Genomic DNA, 17587 nt, shown 5'->3' with positions numbered 1-17587 from the left:
TTAGTAGGAGGGAAATACTTTGCGGGACTTCCAGTAAATGCTTGTGCCAAGCAATTATCCGGAGAATATCGGTAGTGGAGTGTTCTTCCATCCGCTACGGTTAAGCGGACGAATCCACTGGCTGCTTTATTGAATTTAGCCTTGACCAATTCCTGCCGAGTGATTGGAAGCCTTGGCCCCCTGGCCTCTCGCCATCCGTACTTTGCGCACCGTCTCGACGAACGGCGTCACGATCAGGCTCCACAGCGAAGAATACTTGGCATCGTCCTGCTCTCCCGCGCCGAACTGGATCGGCTCCGGCGCGCGCTGGGTGACGTAGAGCGTGCCGAACATCCAGTCCCACAGCGAGAGGTTGATGCCGAAGTTCCGGTTGAAGTGGCGGGGCGCGTCGCTGTGGTGGATCTGGTGCTGGGCGGGGCTGTTCACCACATGTTCGATCACCGGCCCGAACGATAGCCACACATGGCTGTGGCGCAGGTTGGTTGCCAGCACGTTGAACAGCAGGATCATCCAGGTCACGCCGAACAGCGTATAGGCGCTGACCTGTCCACCACAGACGTACCAGAAGATGCCGGCGTAGGCGCCCAGCAGCACGGTCCCAGCCAGGTTCGCCGCCAGCTTCTCGACGAAGTGCACGCGGCTCGCCGTGATCGGCGTCAGCACCGCCGCCGAGTGATGAACCTTGTGGAATGCCCACAGCCAGCGCGAGTGGAAGGCGCGGTGCACCCAGTAGTTCTTGAAGTCGCTGACCAGGAACACGCCCAGCCCATAGAGCAGCGACAGACCAAGATTCTGGCCCACCTGCGGTCGCGCGCCCCAGAGCTTGGTAAAGAAGGCGATGTAATCGCCCGAGCGCAGGATGTAAGGATCGACCAGCCCAATGATGGGTACCAACACCACCACATTGAGGATGCCGCGTACCAGGTAGTAGCGGTAATCCAGCAACGCCGAACGATGGAAATTCACCCGCGCCCCACCGATGAACTGCCAGAACGAGGCTGCCTGCGTCAGTCCGCGCTGCTGGCGGAAACGAAACAGGGCGTAAGCGACCGCATAGGACAGCAGCAGGAACAACACACCCACACGCCCACTCAGGTCGAAGAGGCCGGAGACCTGGTGAGCCACCGGGTCGATGAGGAGGGTGGTCAGGTGCTGGTGGAGATGCGAGAGATCAGGCATGGAGAGTTACGCATCGTTAGCTCGGCGACCAGCATAATTCGTGCTGTGGCAGTTGCAAAAGGGGCAGGGCAGCTTGATTGGACAGGAAGGCTGCGGGCGCTCGCCGAAAATCCCTGTTGAGGCGCATGCAATCGGCCACTGGCAGCCACTGGGCCAGGAGCGTTTGATGATGCTCAGCTGAATCCGGTCGCCTCGATTCGGTAGCTTTTCAGAAGGATAAAGCGGTGCAATGGAAGACCTTTGCCCTCTGGATATTCGCTGGCATGCTTGTTCCAACGGTGGTTTACATTCAGGCGAGATACCCCGTAACCCCATCCCACAACAGCTTCCCGGCTGTCACCACCAGCAGCCCATAACAAGCGCGGTACATCTGGCGCTGATCCAGCCGCTCATGCAGCCGCCATCCCAGCCAGACCCCGCTGGGCACCGCCATCAGACAAATCCCCATCAGGCCGAGCACGCTCCCCGTCGGTTTGGCCAGCAGCAACCAGGGTACGGCCTTTATCAAATTTCCCACCGTGAAGAACATGCTGGTGGTACCGGCATAGAGTTGTTTGCTCAAGCCCAGCGGCAGCAGGTAAATCGCCAGGGGCGGTCCACCCGAGTGCGCAACCATTGTCGTGATACCCGAGGTAAAGCCTGCCGCCACTGCCTTGGGCGATGAGCGCGGTCTAACCTTGACTTCCCCGCCAGCCTTGAACCAAAGGCCGACAAACACCAGGGTGATCGCTGCCATGACGATGGCGACCATGCGATGGTCCACCACGCGGAAGAACAGGTAGCCGATGCCGATGCCGACCAGCAGTCCGGGAATCAGCAACTTCAGATCCGCTGTCGACCAGGTGGAGGGCTTCCAGTAGCGCAGGCCGAACAGGTCCATGGCGATGAACAGGGGCGCGAGCAGGCCGCCGGCAGTGATCGGGTCCATCACCAGCGACAGCAGCGGAATGCCGACGATGGCGAAACCGCCGCCGAACGCACCTTTCATGAAGCAGATCAGAAAGACTCCGGCGAAGGTCACGAGGATCGTGGTGGGGGTCAGGTCCAAAACGCAGTTTCCTGTGACGGGGGATTTCATTCCCCATGGCTGGGTACCCATAATGTCGGTCACAACCTGCACCACAAAAAGTGCCAGTTTCGAGGTTTTTTCATGGGCCAGTTTTCCAGCCAGTCCGAGCCATCCGGGCGCGGGGTCGAACGCCGGATCTACGCTAGGCTGCGGGCGCAGATAGAACAGGGCACGTTGGCTGCCGGCACGAAATTGGTGTCGACGCGGGTCCTGGCGGCCGAGCTGGGCGTATCGCGAACCACCGTGACTGCGGCCTACGAACAACTGGCCGCCGAAGGTTTTGTAGTCACCGCCAAGGGCAAGGTCGCCACCGTAGCCAGCGTCATCAATGGCCCAGCGGAACGCGCCAGGGAGAACCCGGCACTGCTGCCGCCGGTGCTTTCCGACTATGGCCAGCGCGTTGCGGCGATGAAGCCCTACAGCATGGCCACGCCCCATGTGCGTATCGACTTCCGCTACGGTTCGGTGGCTACCAAGGATTTCCCGGCCCTGGGCTGGCAGCGCGCTTATCGTGCTGAACTGGTCAGGCGCCAGCCCACACTTTCCTACGGCCAGCCCGAAGGAGAGTCGCGCCTGCGCACGGCGCTGCAGGGCTATCTGCGCCGGGCGCGCGGCCTGACCTGCGACGCCGAGCAGATTCTCGTGGTGCATGGTTCGCAGCAGGGGCTGGACCTGTGCGCTCGGCTTCTTCTGAACCCGAACGATGGGTTCGTCTTCGAAGACCCCGGCTATCGCATGGCCCGATACAGCTTCGAAGCTACGGGTGCGACAGCGCTGCCGATCAATGTCGACAGTTCGGGATTGGATACTGGCGCGTTGCCCGAAGATGGTCGTGCGCGCCTGGCCTACGTGACGCCTTCGCACCAGTTCCCCATGGGCGCGGTGCTTCCCGTCGCGCGTCGCCTGGAACTGCTGGAATGGGCGCGTCGTCATCGTGCCTGGGTCATCGAAGACGATTACGGCGGCGAGTTTCGTTACGGCCAACGCCCCATCGATGCGCTGCAATCGATGGATACCCAGGCGCGGGTCATTTATGTGGGGACGTTTTCCAAGGCACTTTCACCGCAGCTCAGGCTGGGTTATCTAGTGCTTCCGAAGGAACTGGTCCACGTGTTCCGCGAAGCCAAGCGCCTGACGGATCGCCACTCGCCAAGCTGGGAGCAGAACGTCCTCGCATCGTTGATCGAAAGTGGCACATACGAGCGGCACGTTCGCCGCCTGCGCCGGGATAATGAGCAACGGCGAAAGGCGATGCTGGAGGCTTTCGAGCAGCATCTGGCGGGGTACGGGGAACTGGTCGGAATGGCGGCGGGGCTGCACGGTGTCCTGCTATTGCCAAGGCTTCGCGCCGAAGAGGAAACAAGAGTGCAGGCAATGGCACTTGAGCGCGGCATAGGGGTATATCCCTTGTCCCCGCTGTATGCAGGTCTTACATCGGCGAAATTGGAAAGATCCGCAGCCCTGATCCTGGGCTATGCGGGCCTGTCGGCTAAAGAAATTCATGAGGGCATAGCCGTTCTTGGAGGAATCATTCGTTTCCTGATGCCTGCTCTCCCTCGATAGTTTCGGGACACCTTGCGAGTAATCCTGACCTACTGGCGTTGACGTCAGCCATGTGCTGCACCAGTTTCGCGACCCGGAGCATCGGGAGTTGCGCCGGTGGATCACCGGCATCTGTTGCCGGTATTGAGGGACCAGGAGCTTGGCAGGGCGGGATACCCCTAGCGCATGCAGGCAAAAGGGGACGGCCGGGCACTGGCTGTGCTGGATTGGCAGGGAACGTTGTGAGTGCCGATGGGGGAGGTGCTGCGGGTGATGCGGGAGGACCGGCGTGGGAAGTGCTGCAGTCGGAAGCGATTGTCGGCGCGGTGCGGGGGCCTTTCGCGAGCGAGCCTGCTTCGGCAGGATCAAGAGCCCCCTGTCCCTCTCCCGCCAGCGGGAGAGGGGATCGTTTGGCGTGAGTCATGCCTCGGCGTTAGCCGGACAGGGCATGACTCGTTGTACGCCAATCAAGCAGCCGGCGGCGTACCTTCTGCGTTGGCGACCACGGCGTCGATCTGGATCGAGGCGCCTTTGGGCAGGGCCGAGACACCCACGGTGCGGCGTGCCGGCGTGCCGCCAGGGAAGTAGCTGGCGTACACCTCATCCACTGCGGCGATATCGTCGATGTTGGTCAGGAAGAGGTTGACCTTCACCACATCCGCCAGGGCGTGGTCGATGCTTTCGACGATGGCCTTGAGGTGCTTGAAGCACTGGGCGGCCTGTTCCTTCACGCCGCCTGCCACCAGTTCGCCGGTCCGGACGTCCAGCGGCAGCTGGGCGGAGATGTGGTTGTAGTGGGAGAAGGCGACAGTCTGGGTGGAGTAGGGGCAACGCGGCGCGGCGTCGGTGTTGTGGGCCTTGATGACGATGCCGTGGCGGTCTTCCACCGCTTGCGGCGGGGTGCCGTCACCGTGGGAGACCACGGCTTCGATCTGCACCAGGGCGTCCAGCGGCAGGGCTTTTGCCGCTACCACGGTGCGCGCGGGGAAGTAGCCGACGGCACGGGCGATGGCTGAATCGGGGAAGAAGGTGGTGTAGACCTGGTTCACTGCTTCGGCATCGGCGAGGTTCTTCACGAAGACGGTGATCCGCACAATGTCGTCGAAGGGCACGTCGATGCCTTCGAGGATGTTCTTGATGTTGCGCAGGCACTGCGCGGTCTGTTCCTCGATGCCGCCGGAGACCAGCTTGCCGGTGCGCGGGTCGATGGGCAGCTGCGCGGACAGGTTGTTGTAGTGGGAGAAGGCAACCGACTGGGTCGAGAGCGGGTTCAGCGGCGCATTTTCGGTGCTGCCTTCCACCTTGATCAGGTCGCCGGCCTGCGGGGCGTTGGGGATGGTGCCTTCACCGCAGGTGATGAGGGCTTCGACCTGCACCTGGGCGCCCAGCGGCAGCGCTGCCACGCCAACGGTGGTCAGGGTCGGGACGTAGTCCGGGAAGAAGCTGGCGTGGACTTTGCCGACGGCTTCGGCGTCCGCGATGTTGGTCAGGAAGATCGAGATGCGGACGCTGTCGTCCAGTTTGTGGCCGATGCTTTCCACCACGGCCTTGAGGTTCCTGTAGCACTGCTCGGCCTGCTCTTTCACGCCGCCGGCGACCAGCTTGCCGCTGGCTGGGTCGATGGGCAGTTGCGCCGACAGGTTGTTGTAGTGGGAGAAGGCGACGGTTTGCGAGTAAGGGCCGGTGCCCTGGGGTGCCTTGTCGGTATTTCTCGCCAGTACTGCGTTGTAGCCACTCATAGGGTGCTCCCTGGTTTGCTGGGAATCCGTGGGTTTCGTGGCAAAGGCTCAGTCCGGTTCGTTATCGGTGGTTGCCACTGTTCATTCAGACGACGGATATCGAACTCGTCGAGAGGCGCGCAGACTATCGAGTCTCCAGGGGGGACCCCTTTGACTTAAGGCAAGCGTAGTGGGGTCTTCTTACCGGGTTGTTTCAATTGGCGATGAGCGTTAGTCGGGATGGTTTGCAGGGGGCTGGGAGGGCTTGAAGCGGAGTCAGTGCATTTCATGGGAATGCCGTGCCGGGGCGCTTCCCTCTCCCCAACCAGGGTCAGGGAGAGGGGCTCTGCGCAACCGAGTGTCAGAAGATGTAATCCGTTGTCAGGAAGCTGGAATCGCGGTCACGGATGATCTGGCTGATCAGTTCCTTGTTGGCGTCGGTGAACCGCGTGGCCACCAGGGTGCGGATGGAGAAGGTGCGCAGGGCGTCATGGACGGAAAGGGTGCCTTCGGCGGAGTTCTTGCGGCCGTTGAAGGGATAACTGTCCGGGCCGCGCTGGCACTGGGCGTTGATGTTGATACGGCCCACCTGGTTGACGAAGGCATCCACCAGCGGGCCGATCTGCGCCGGGTCGTTGCCGAACAGGCTGAGCTGCTGGCCATAGTCGGATTGCAGGACGTAGTCGATCACTTCGTCCAACTCGCGGTAGGGGACCACGGGCACCAGCGGACCGAACTGTTCCTCGTTGTACAGGCGCATGTCGGCGCGCACCGGGCTGAGCAGCGCGGGGCAGAAGAAGCTTTCACGGCTCTCGCCACCGCCGGCGTTGATGATCTTGGCGCCCTTGGCCAGCGCGTCCTGCAGCAGGCCGTTGAGGTAATCGACCTTGCCCGGCTCGGGCAGCGGCGTCAGCGCCACGCCGGGCTCCCAGGGCATGCCGGGCTTGAGTTCGGCGAGCTTGGCGCTGAACTTGTCGAGGAAAGTCTCCAGCACGTCTTCGTGGACGAAGAGGATCTTCAGCGCGGTGCAGCGCTGGCCGTTGAAGGAGAGGGCGCCGGTGATGGCTTCGCTGACGGCGTTGTCGAGGTCGACGCTGGGCAGGACGATGCCGGGGTTCTTGGCGTCCAGCCCGAGGGCGGCGCGCAGGCGGTGCGGGCGCGGGTGGAGCTTCTTCAGGTCGGCGGCGCCGGAGTGAGTGCCGATGAAGGCGAAGACGTCGACCTTGCCGCTGGCCATGAGCGCGCTGACGGTCTCGCGGCCGCGCCCGTAGATGACGTTGATGACGCCTGGCGGGAAGCTGTCGCGGAAGGCTTCGAGCAGCGGGCGGATCAGCAGCACACCGAACTTGGCGGGCTTGAAGACCACGGTGTTGCCCATGATCAGCGCCGGGATCAGGGTGGTGAAGGTTTCATTCAGCGGATAGTTGTACGGGCCCATGCACAGCGCCACGCCTAGCGGTACACGGCGGATCTGCCCGAGGGTGCCCTGTTCCAGCTCGAAGCGGCTGGAGCGGCGATCCAGCGCCTTGAGCGCCTCGATGGTGTCGACGATGTAGTCGCAGGTGCGGTCGAACTCCTTCTCCGAGTCCTTGAGGTTCTTGCCGATCTCCCACATCAGCAGCTTGACCACGGCGGTGCGCTGCTCGCGCATGCGGGCAAGGAAGCGTTCGACGTGGGCAATCCGTTCGGCCACGCGCAGGTTGGGCCATTCGCCCTGTCCGTTGTCATAGGCGGCCACGGCGGCGTCCAGCGCGGCGAGGGCGGCGTCGGCATCCAGCAGCGGGGTGCTGCCGAGGATGACCTGTTCATCGCCCTGCTCGGTGGCGAGGAAGATCGGGCTGCGCACCGGCGCGAGCGGGCCGTTCCAGCGGCGCAGTTCGCCGTTGACCAGGTACTCGCGCTGCTCGACGGGCAAGTCGGGGCGCCAGGCGTCGGGGATGTCGGTGAGGCGGGGGAACAGATGGTCGAGCTTGTTGTTGTCGGGCATGACTCATCCCTCGGGGAAGGTGGGCGACTGGTCTGTTTTAGATCGTAGCTGTATTTAGCTAAAACGATTCAGCCAATGATCCAATACTCGGTGCGCAGGCGCGCCATGCGAGCGATAGCCAGCATCGCGCGCTCCTGTGGGTGGATCAGACAAACAGTGACAGCAGCAGGATGAAGCCCAGGCCGACCACCGAGAGGATGGTTTCCATCGCCGTCCAGGTCTTGAAGGTCTCCATCACGCTCATGTTGAAGTACTGCTTCACCAGCCAGAAACCTGCGTCGTTGACGTGGGAGAGGATCAGCGATCCGGCGCCGGTGGCCAGCACCAGCAGTTCGCGATTCACGCCGGGGATCAGGTCGATCACCGGCACCACGATGCCTGCGCCGGTGATGGTGGCGACGGTGGCGGAGCCGGTGGCGATGCGGATCACCGCGGCGACCAGCCAGGCGAGGAGGATCGGCGAGATCTGCGCGTGCACCGCCATGTGGCCGATCACGTCGCCTACGCCGCTGGCCACCAGCATCTGTTTGAAGCCGCCGCCGGCGCCGATGATCATCACGATGGCGGCGGTGGGCGCGAGGCTCTGGTCGAGCAGCTTGAGGATCTTCTTCGAGTCGAAGCCGCGGGCGTGGCCGAAGGTGTAGAGCGACAGCAGCAGGGCCAGGAGCAGGGCGGTGATCGGGTGGCCGATCATGTCCAGCCAGGCGCGGACGACGTGGCCGTCGGCGAGCATGACGTCGGCGAAGGTCTTCAGCAGCATCAGGAACACCGGCAGCAGCACGGTAAACAGGGTGACGCCGAAGCTGGGCAGGTTGCTGGTGTCCGGCTCGTGGGCAATCTGCGCCACCAGCTCTTCATTGGGCTGGCCGGGGATCATTTTCGAGATCCAGGCACCGAAGATCGGCCCGGCAATGGCGGCGGTGGGCAGGGCGACCAGCAGGCCATAGAAAATGGTCTTGCCGATATCCGCGCCGAACACGCCGATGGCCAGCAGCGGACCCGGGTGCGGCGGCACCAGGCCGTGCACGGCGGAGAGGCCGGCGAGTAGCGGGATGCCGATCTTGATCAGCGAGACACCGCTGCGCCGGGCGACGATGAACACCAGCGGCACCAGCAGGATGAAGCCGATCTCGAAGAACAGCGGGATGCCGACCAGGAAGGCGGCGAACATCATCGCCCAGTGCACGCGCTGCTTGCCGAAGGCCTGGATCAGCGTGCGGGCGATCTGATCGGCACCGCCGGACTCGGCCATCATCTTGCCGAGCATGGTGCCCAGCGCAAGGATGATGCCGACGAAGCCGAGCACGCCGCCAAAACCGTCCTGGAAGGATTTGACGATGGTCGCCACGGGCATGCCGGAGGTCAGGCCGAGGAAGCCGGCGGCGATGATCAGGGCGACGAAGGGATGGATCTTGAAGCGGGTGATCAGCAGGATCAGGCCGATGATGGTGACCACCGCATCCAGCAGCAGATAGGTCTCGTGGGACATGCCGAGCATGGGGCTCTCCTGTTGTTGTCGTTGTGTGCCGGAGCGGCTCTTCTCTGGGTGCAGAGAGTTTGGTGAGTTGAGATAGCGCTATCTTTAGCGGGCAGGCGCTATCAAGGTCAGTCGCTGGAATGCTGTCGCCACCACAGGTGCGCGGCTTCGGCCAGGTCGTCGACCGGGCGGGTGGCATCCAGGTGCAGGGTCAGCGGTTCGCTCAGCGGCGGTTCGAGGGCGGCGAACTGGCTGTCGATCAGGCTGGCCGGCATGAAGTGACCGGGCCGGGTGGCGACGCGTTCGGCGGCGGCGTCACGGGTCAGTTCCAGGAACACCACGCCCAGGCCGGGCACCGCGCGACGCAGGCGTTCGCGGTAGATCAGCTTGAGTGCGGAGCAGGTGAGCACCGGGCGCTGGCCGGCGGCGATGGCCTTCTGCAGTTCGGCGGCGAGGGTATCGAGCCAGCCGGCGCGGTCTTCGTCAGTGAGCGGGATGCCGGCGCTCATCTTCTCGATGTTGGCGGCGGGGTGGAAGGAATCGCCTTCGATGGCGAACGCGCCGTTGCGCAGGCAAAGCGCCTCACCGACGCTGGATTTGCCGCATCCGGAGACGCCCATGATGAGGACGGCATCGATGGAAGGGGTCATGGAAAGCCTCATTGCTGAGACAGCGCTGTCTTTATTGGGCGTAACGAAAAGCATCGGCTGCCTCCGTATTCTTGTCATTCTAGTCGGTCTGTCCTGGCGACTTCGACAGCGGTGCTCTGATGACGAGCAAGGGGCCGGCGGGCGAGGGGCCAGCGGGAGCTGGTCTCAGGCAATTGCCCTGGTCGCAAGACAGCGCTACCTTAGTGCCTCGATTTTTGTTTGGCAATACGCCCGATGACCGCCAAGAAGAATGACAAGAAGAACGACAAAAGCTCCCGAACCACCGGCCGACCGACACTGGATGAAGTAGCGCGCCGCGCCGGAGTGAGCCCGATCACCGCTTCGCGGGCCTTGCGAGGGGTGAGCACGGTGGCCGAGGAGCTGGCGGAAAAAGTCCGACAGGCGGCCAGCGAACTGGGCTACGTCGCCAATCCGGCCGCCCGCGCGCTGGCCTCCAAGCAGAGCCACAACATCGTGGTGCTGGTGCCGTCGCTGGCGAACCAGCTGTTCATCGAAACCCTCGAAGCCATCCATGCGGTGATGCACCCGCGCGGCCTCGAAGTGCTGATCGGCAACTACCACTATTCCCGTGACGAAGAAGAGAACCTGCTGCGCAACTACCTCTCCTATCAGCCGCGCGGCCTCCTGCTGACTGGCTTCGATCGCACGGAAAGCGCACGACGGATGATCGAGGCGAGCGGCGTGCCGAGTGTCTACATGATGGACCTCGACCCTGGCGCCGGCCTGCACTGCGTGGGCTTCTCGCAGATTCGCGCGGGGGAGGCGGCGGCCAAACATCTGCTCAAGAGCGGCCGCAAGCGCCTGGCCTACATCGGCGCGCAGCTGGACCAGCGCACGCTGCTGCGCGGCGAGGGCTATCGCCGCGCGCTGCAGCAGGCTGGCTGCTACGACCCCGCGCTGGAATTCCTTACGCCGCGCCCATCTTCGGTGGGCCTTGGCGGTGAGCTGTTCCGGCAGTTGCTGGCCAGCCAGCCGCAGGTGGAAGGCATCTTCTTCGGCAACGACGACCTGGCCCACGGCGCCTTGCTGGAAGCCATGCGTCACGGCATCCGCATTCCCGAGCAGGTGGCGGTGCTGGGCTTCAACGACCTGCCCAGCTCGGAGTTCATGGTGCCGCGCCTGTCCAGCATCCGCACCCCGCGCAAGGCCATAGGCACCCATGCGGCGGAACGGTTGCTCGACTTGATCAACGACAAGCCGGTGAGTGAGCCGGTGATGGACCTGGGGTTCGAGTTGATGGTGCGCGAGAGCAGTTGACTCCAGCGCTTTCGTAGGGCGCATAACGCGCCAGCGTTATCCGCCGTGAGGCACCCGGCGGATAACCTGTTCCAGGTTATTCGCCCTACGGAAAATGGCGGCGCGCGGGTGCTTTGTAGGAGCGGGCTTGCTCGCGAACAGGTCCCCTGGAGCACAGGCGTCAATCGGTTCGCGAGCAAGCTCGCTCCTGCAAAAAGCGGGTCTCTGCGTGAACATGCCGGGCATAAAAAAGCCCGCTGGAGCGGCGGGCTGAATGCGGAGGCAAAACAATCCGGCGGGCAAGCCGCCGGAGCAATCACTCAATACGCATCGCTCATCCCATCGGTGATGGTGATGCCCTGCTTGCGCATTTCCTGGATCAGCCCGGCACGGGTGCCGGGCAGGTTCATCAGGGCCTGGTAGCGCGTGGCTTTGACTTCTTCGGCGGTGTAAGGCTTGAACTCGGCGGGCATGCTGTCGCCAGCCATGCCGTCCTTGCGCAGCAGCCAGTTGAGCAGGTCGGCCAGTTGCGCGTCGTTGAGCGCGGACTGCGACATGCCCGGCACGCGCACGAGGAATTGCCGGCCACCGTCCACCTTCAGGAAGTTGCCGACGAAACCGTGCAGGCGCGGCGTGTCGTTGGCCTTGCTGCCGCTGCCTTCGGTGAGATGGCAGCCGGCGCATTGCAACTGGTAGTTGGTGGCTGGGGTATAGCTGAGCTGGGAGATCGGCTTCTGCACCGCCTCGTTGCCGGGCGCCGGGCGCTGGTGCGGATCGGGGATCGCACGGGCCTGGGCGAGGGGAGCGACCAGGCTGCAGAGCAGGGCGCCGACAACGAGACTACGCATGGGACTTCTCCGGACTCAGACCGCGACGCCGCGGATGATGGTGACGGTGCAGTTGTAGATGCGCGATTCCGCGCCCAGGCACCAGTTGACGTCGTTGTTGTTGAACGGACGGTACAGCGGTTCTTCGCTCTCGTTGCGGGTACAGGCGCACTGGGAGCAGCTGTGCTTACCGCAGCAGTCGTTGTAGGAAATGATGTAGTCCTTGCCGTCCGCCGGGTTGCGGCAGGTGCCGATCCAGGTCACCTGGGAAGCATCGGTGCCGGGCGGGCAGGAGGTGGTGGTACCGCCGCAGCAGGAGCAGAGGAAGCCGTCGATGGAGCAGTAGCGCCAGTAGTCGCAGCTGTTCGGATCACCCGGGTCGCCGGCCTTCGGCGCCTCGGCGGCCAGGGCCTTGGAGGTGCGGTCGATCGGCAGGATGATCGGCAGCGCCGCGCCGGCCACCAGCAGCGAGCCGAAGCGGCCCAGCAGCTTGCGCCGCGAAGTGACGTTGGCCACCTGGCGGGAGGAGCGCTCGAACAGGTTGTCGAGGAATTTCATTCTTGTTCTCTCCGTGATCAGTGGCTGTGGCCGTGGCTGGCGTCGTGGGTGTGCACGCCGTTGTGGCTGTGGCCATTCATGTACTGCTGCAGGGTGGCGCTGCCCAGGTGCTCGACCTCGAACAGGCTGTCCAGGTGCTCGCGGGAGTTCACCAGGCCCTTGGCGCGCAGCACGCCCTTGCGGTCGATCAGCGCGGCGTAGGGCAGCTTGCCGATCTGGTAGGTCATGCCGACTTCCGGGCCGACCACGTAGGCGGCTTTCTCCAGGCCGTGCTCGGCGATCAGCGCCTGCTGGGCGGCCATGTCGCCGTCGCTGACGTAGATCACTTCCAGCTCGCCGGCCTTGTCCTTGGCGATGGATTTGATCGCCGGCAGCAGCGATTTGCAGATCGGGCAGGTCGGCGAGAGGAAGAACAGCAGCTGGCCGCCCTCGCCTTCATAGCCGAAGTTGACCGGGCGACCGTGGCGGTCGGCGGCGGTGACTTTCGGCGCGGGCTCGTTGACGGCCACGCCCTTGTCGACCATCAGCGCGCCGGCCGGGGCGATACGGCCGTGGAGGACGCCGATCTGGCGCACCAGCGCCATCACGGTAAAGGCGAGGGCGATGAGCAGCACCCAGAGAAGAATGTTGGAAACGATCAGGCCTTCCATTTGTTCACCTTCCGATGAGTTTGAGCAGACGGGGATGGTTCGCCAGCAGGCTGTCGGCCGCGGCGTACAAGAGCAGGGTGACGGCGCTGGCCGCGAGGATCACGAAGGCGTCGAACACGCCCAGCTCGCGAGCCTGCGGAGCGCTGGCGGCGAGCAGGGCGAGCGCCGCGATGATCGCGTTGCGCAGCAGCAGCACCGGGCGCAGCGGTTGCATCTGGCCGGGGCCGGAGCAGCCGCAGTCGATGTCACGACGACCGCGCCAGAGGTTGATGCCGATGGCGCCGGCATAGAACAGGATCAGCGCCGTGGCGGCCAGGGCCGCCACATGACGGCTCGCCGGCACCAGCAGGGCGAAGGCAATGACGCCCTCGACCAGCGGCAGCACGCGGGCCACCGGGCCGACCAGCGAGGCCGGAAGCAGGCCGTAGTCTTCGACCTGGCGGGCGAAGCGCATCGGCGCGCGCAGCTTGTGGCTGGCGGCGCTGGCCAGCAGCACCGCAACGGCCACCGCACTGGCGATGATCAGGATCGGATCGGAAAACATATCCGTACCTCTCGGGGATGACTTGCTAAAAAGGCTTAGTGGCTCAGGACCAGGATCGGGGTCTTGGCGATCTTGTCCATGCTGCCGTTGTACTTGCCGGTCTTCAGGTCGAAGATCTGCAGGCCGCCTTCGATGTCGGTGCCCAGCAGCAGCGGCTTGTCGTCGGTGGTGGCGTGCAGGCTCCACACCGGCTTGGGCGCTTCCAGGGTGCCGATCTTCTTCTGCGTCTTCAGGTCGTAGACCCAGATGAACGGGCTCGGGTCTTCCCATTTGCCGGCGCTGTGCTCTTCATGCATCAGCACGTACAGGCGGTTCAGCTTGGGCGCTACGGCCATCAACTGCCAGCCGCCGGTGCCCCAGCCCTTCTTGCGTTCTTCGTCGGTGGTCAGCGACCAGCTCGGCAGCATCTTCGGCTTGTCGCCGGAAACGTCCACCGGCTTGACCATGCCGTCGGTGGTCACGAAGAAGTAGGTCTCGCCCACGGCCAGGCCACGCTCGTTGAGCTTTTCCTTGTTCGGGTCGAAGAAGGGGGTCTGGCTGCGGCCGACTTCCTTGCCATCATCACCGATCCTGGTGATCTGCAGTTGGCCGTCACCGCACAGCGAGGCGAAGCTGCGCTTGCCCACCGGGTAGTTGAGCACGCAGCCGCTGATGGCGATTTCGCTGGCGACTTTCTTCTCTTGCGTGTCGACCACGGTGACCGAGGTGGACGGGGTGAAGTTGTAGATGTAGACGAAGCGGTCGTCGGAGCTCGCGCCCAGGGCGTACTTCTGGGTCAGGATCGAGGCGCGCTTGGCCGGGATTTCCACTTCCCACTTCGGACGCAGGTTCGAGGTGTCCCAGGCGGTCAGCACGTCGGTGCGCACGCCGCGGGTGCCGCGGGAGTAGAAGGTGTCGGCGGAGTACAGGGTCTTCTCGTCGTGGCTCAGGGTGGACGGAGCGACGAAGCCGGTGCTGACCATGCCGAGCATCTTCTTCTGCTCGGGGTCGACCACGGTGACGCGGCCGGCGATGAAGTTCTCGAACTCCACGTCGACGATGTACGCACGGTGCGGCGAGGGCGGGAACGGCAAGACGGTCTCACCGATGCTCTCGGTCGGCAGCTCGGCGTGGGCTGCGCTCATCGCGAGGCAGGTGCCCAGCGCGAGGACCGATGGAGCGAGGAACCTGGCGACGCTCATTGGGTTACTCCCTATTCTTGTGTTGGCGGGCTTTTCGTGGCTTGTCCGCCAGCCACGGGGAGTGGATGGCGGACGGAAGATTGAGCAGAGTCTGCCTGTGTCGGGGGGCGCCGGACTTGTTGTCCGTGCCATTTCCTTGTCTGGGGGTGACAGGGTGTCGCAGGGAGAAAGTGCAGACGGCCGTGGCGTTTGGAAGGAGAAAATCCGCCGAACGGCACAGACATGGATCAAGGCTTTCGTCAGTTTTGGTGCGAAAAAGCTGCATCGTGCCCCGAAAATCCGCACAATGCACATTTGAGCTATCTTGAAACGCCGTTATACCCACCGGAAGTGTGCATTGTGAACAGTTCACAATGTTCGACATGCTCAAAATTTCCGCGTCGTTCCTGATTGGCTTTTCCGGCCCGCTATTTGCGTTGTGCCGGGAGTCCTCAACCAATCCTCGCGGAATGCCCCCCGATGAAAAAAACCTCGATGAGTTCCCCCAGTGAGTTCCCCCTGAGCGCGACGCCCAGGGAAGGGCGCAAAGGCCTGCTGCCCATCGCCATGGTCCTGTTCAGCTTCACCTTTTTCACCGGCACCATGTTCGCCGGCGGCAAGATCGGCATGGCCTTCGACTTCGTCGACATGCTCTGGGTCGCCTTCATCGGCAACGTGCTGCTCGCCATCTACGCCGCCGCCCTGGGCCTGATCGCCTCGCGCAGCGGCCTGAACACCGTGCTGATGGGGCGCTTCTGCTTCGGCGAGCGCGGCAGCAAGCTGTCCGACTTTCTCCTCGGCTTCGCCGAACTGGGCTGGTACGCCTGGGGCACCGCCACCGTGGCCATCGTGCTGGTGAAGATGCTGAGCCTGCCCGAGTGGCTGAACATTCCGTTGATGGTGGTGTTCGGCCTGCTGTTCTCGGTCACCGCGATCATCGGCTTCAAGGGCCTGGACATCATGTCCCGCGTGTCCGTGCCGCTGATGTTCATCCTGCTGGTGGCCTCGATGGTCATCGCCACCCACCACGCCGGCGGCTGGAGTGGCCTGCTGGCGAAGGAGCCGAGCCAGACGCTGACCTTCTCCGCCGCCGTGACCATGGTCTTCGGCACCTTCGCCAGCGGCGCGACCCAGGCCACCAACTGGACGCGCATGGCCCGCAGCGGGCGCATCGCGGTGATCGCCAGCGTGGTCGCCTTCCTCATCGGCAACGGCCTGATGATCGTCGCCGGCGCCTGGTGCGCCATCGTCTACCAGAACGCCGACATCGTCGAAGTGATGGTGCTGCAGGGCCTGTCCTTCGCCGCGGTGATCATGCTCTGCCTGAACCTGTGGACCATCCAGGGCCCGACCATCTACAACGTTTCCGCCGCCGCCTGCCACCTGGTGCGCAGCGAGCGCCGCCGCAGCATGACCCTGCTGGCCGCCGGTATCGGCATCATCCTCGCCATCGGCGGCATGTACGAATGGCTGATCCCGTTCCTGGTGCTGCTGGGCTCGATCATCCCGCCGCTGGGCGGCGTGATCATGGCGGACTACTGGTACCGCAACCGCGGTGAGTACCCGGCACTGGTGGGCACCCACATCCCGGCGTTCAACGTCTCAGGTCTGGTGTCCTACGCGGTCGGTGCGGGGCTGGCCTACGCCTCGCCATGGATCGCGCCGCTGGTGGGGATCGCCGCGTCGGCCCTCTGCTACATCGTTCTCACCGAAGTCACCCGCGCCCGCGCGCCGGTGGCCGAGCCGCGCGCTTGAGCCTGAGCGTCGAGGAAATCCTCCGTCTGCCGGGGCTGGAAAGCCTCGCGCTGCGGGCCGGCGCGCGCAATGTGCATCGCAGCGTGCGCTGGTCCTATGTGGCGGAGAACGTCGGCATTGCCGACTGGGTGATGGGTGGCGAACTGGTGTTCGTCACCGGCATCAACCACAGCCGTGACGAAGCCAACCTGCTGCAACTGGTGCGCGAAGGCGTCGCCAGCGGCATCGCCGGCATCGTCATTCTTACCGGTGACGAGTTCATCCAGCGCATTCCCGAGTCCGTGGTGCATCTGGCCGAGGTGGAAGGTTTGCCGCTGATCGAGCAGCCCTACGCGCTGAAGATGGTCATCGTCACCCACCTGATCGGCACGGCGCTGGTGCAGATGACCCAGGTGAAGACTTCGCGCCGGGACATCCTCGGCCAGCTGCTGAGCGGCGACTTCCCCAGCCTGGAGATCGTCCGTCGCCGCGCGCAACACCTGGAGTTGCCGCTGGAAGCCCCGCGGCGCCTGGTGGCGCTGCGGCTGTCCGGCGTCGACAGGCTATTCCAGCAGCACGAACCGGAAGAGGCCGAGCGCGCACTGCAGCTCACCCGCCAGCGCCTGCTCGACCATCTGGAAAGCTGGCAGCAGGAGCGCCCCGAGCGCCTGCCGGTGGTGATCCAGGGCGACCTGTTCGTCCTGCTGCTGGCCGACATTGAGCGCGCCGAACTGCACGCGCTGGCCGCCGAGCTGCAGCAGGAGCTGGCTCCGCTGCGTGCTTACCTCGGGCTTTCTGCCTGCGCCGATTCCTGCGCGGAATATCCCCGCGCGCTGCTCGAAGCGCGCCAGGCGCTGGATGTCGCCGAAGGCATGCAGGCGCCGGGCGGCGTCTGCGACTACCGTGAGCTGGGCGTGCTGCGCCTGCTGCGGGCGATCCCCGATCGTGCGGTGATCGAGCAGTTCATGAAGGACACTCTCGGCCCGCTCAACGAGGCGGGCCGCAAACAGCCGCACCTGCTGATCGAGACGCTCGACGCGCTGGTCCAGGAAGGCGGCAACGCGCTCAAGGCGGCACAGCGCCTGGGCATCCATCGCAACACCCTGAACCAGCGGATCGCGCGCATCGAGGCCCTCAGCGGCCAGTCCCTGGACGACGCGCAATTCCGCCTGAATACCTCCGTGGCGCTGCTCATCTGGCGCATGTCCAGCGCGCCGCGCCACGAATAGCCTGAA

General features: G+C 64.3%; 15 protein-coding genes. 4 read left to right on the top strand and 11 right to left on the bottom strand.

Annotated features, from left to right (window positions below; translation table 11 throughout):
- Nucleotides 1-135 precede the first annotated feature (135 nt).
- Both A9513_RS03820 and A9513_RS03815 read right to left on the bottom strand, forming a co-directional pair.
- A complete protein-coding gene (locus tag A9513_RS03820) occupies nt 136-1179 on the bottom strand; it encodes a sterol desaturase family protein (protein ID WP_065084018.1) in 1044 nt (347 codons plus the stop codon).
- Between the two features lie 289 nt (nt 1180-1468).
- Nucleotides 1469-2227, bottom strand: a complete 759-nt coding sequence (locus A9513_RS03815) for a sulfite exporter TauE/SafE family protein (protein WP_226046542.1) — start codon at nt 2225-2227, stop codon at nt 1469-1471.
- Nucleotides 2228-2329: 102 nt separating this feature from the next.
- Between A9513_RS03815 and A9513_RS03810 the strand changes: the two genes are divergently transcribed.
- On the top strand, nt 2330-3811 hold the full coding sequence (locus A9513_RS03810) for a PLP-dependent aminotransferase family protein (RefSeq protein ID WP_065084017.1): 1482 nt from the start codon (nt 2330-2332) through the stop codon (nt 3809-3811).
- A 446-nt stretch (nt 3812-4257) separates the two neighbouring features.
- Here A9513_RS03810 and A9513_RS03805 read toward each other — a convergent pair whose 3' ends face one another.
- The 4 genes from A9513_RS03805 to A9513_RS03790 form a co-directional block, all read right to left on the bottom strand.
- Nucleotides 4258-5529, bottom strand: a complete 1272-nt coding sequence (locus tag A9513_RS03805; protein WP_065084016.1) for a RidA family protein — start codon at nt 5527-5529, stop codon at nt 4258-4260.
- A gap of 340 nt (nt 5530-5869) precedes the next feature.
- Entirely contained in the window at nt 5870-7495 is a 1626-nt protein-coding gene (locus A9513_RS03800; protein ID WP_065084015.1) for an NADP-dependent glyceraldehyde-3-phosphate dehydrogenase, read from the bottom strand.
- A 145-nt stretch (nt 7496-7640) separates the two neighbouring features.
- Entirely contained in the window at nt 7641-8993 is a 1353-nt protein-coding gene (locus A9513_RS03795; RefSeq protein ID WP_024762473.1) for a GntP family permease, read from the bottom strand.
- Nucleotides 8994-9100: 107 nt separating this feature from the next.
- Nucleotides 9101-9622, bottom strand: coding sequence for a gluconokinase (locus tag A9513_RS03790; RefSeq protein ID WP_024762474.1), 522 nt, complete (start codon nt 9620-9622; stop codon nt 9101-9103).
- Nucleotides 9623-9856: 234 nt separating this feature from the next.
- Between A9513_RS03790 and A9513_RS03780 the strand changes: the two genes are divergently transcribed.
- Nucleotides 9857-10900, top strand: coding sequence for a LacI family DNA-binding transcriptional regulator (locus A9513_RS03780; protein WP_024762475.1), 1044 nt, complete (start codon nt 9857-9859; stop codon nt 10898-10900).
- Between the two features lie 299 nt (nt 10901-11199).
- Here the strand turns inward: A9513_RS03780 and A9513_RS03775 are convergent, their stop codons facing one another.
- Genes A9513_RS03775 through A9513_RS03755 form a run of 5 tightly spaced genes read right to left on the bottom strand, consistent with a single transcriptional unit; the run spans nt 11200 to nt 14639 of the window.
- Nucleotides 11200-11727, bottom strand: a complete 528-nt coding sequence (locus A9513_RS03775) for a hypothetical protein (protein ID WP_024762476.1) — start codon at nt 11725-11727, stop codon at nt 11200-11202.
- A gap of 15 nt (nt 11728-11742) precedes the next feature.
- Nucleotides 11743-12264 carry a methylamine dehydrogenase light chain gene (locus tag A9513_RS03770; RefSeq protein WP_017518360.1) on the bottom strand — a complete coding sequence of 174 codons (522 nt, stop codon included), beginning with the start codon at nt 12262-12264 and terminating at the stop codon, nt 11743-11745.
- Between the two features lie 17 nt (nt 12265-12281).
- Nucleotides 12282-12914: a methylamine dehydrogenase accessory protein MauD gene (gene mauD, locus A9513_RS03765; protein ID WP_065084014.1), complete on the bottom strand. Its 633-nt coding sequence runs from the start codon at nt 12912-12914 to the stop codon at nt 12282-12284.
- Between the two features lie 4 nt (nt 12915-12918).
- Nucleotides 12919-13458 (bottom strand): MauE/DoxX family redox-associated membrane protein, encoded by a 540-nt coding sequence (locus A9513_RS03760; protein ID WP_024762478.1) that lies wholly within the window; start codon nt 13456-13458, stop codon nt 12919-12921.
- A 35-nt stretch (nt 13459-13493) separates the two neighbouring features.
- Complete coding sequence (locus tag A9513_RS03755) at nt 13494-14639, bottom strand: amine dehydrogenase large subunit (protein WP_065084013.1); 1146 nt, start codon at nt 14637-14639, stop codon at nt 13494-13496.
- Between the two features lie 474 nt (nt 14640-15113).
- Here A9513_RS03755 and codB point away from each other — a divergent pair, with 474 nt between their 5' ends.
- Entirely contained in the window at nt 15114-16373 is a 1260-nt protein-coding gene (gene codB / locus A9513_RS03750) for a cytosine permease (RefSeq protein ID WP_065084012.1), read from the top strand.
- Nucleotides 16370-17581, top strand: a complete 1212-nt coding sequence (locus tag A9513_RS03745) for a PucR family transcriptional regulator (RefSeq protein ID WP_065084011.1) — start codon at nt 16370-16372, stop codon at nt 17579-17581. The genes codB and A9513_RS03745 overlap by 4 nt, the downstream gene beginning before the upstream one ends.
- Nucleotides 17582-17587: the final 6 nt, after the last annotated feature.

Source organism: Pseudomonas sp. AU12215 (genome assembly GCF_001675465.2).
Classification (GTDB): Bacteria; Pseudomonadota; Gammaproteobacteria; order Pseudomonadales; family Pseudomonadaceae; genus Pseudomonas; species Pseudomonas nitroreducens.
Note: the sequence above shows the minus strand (reverse complement) of the source record. Positions and strands in the feature narration are given on the sequence as shown.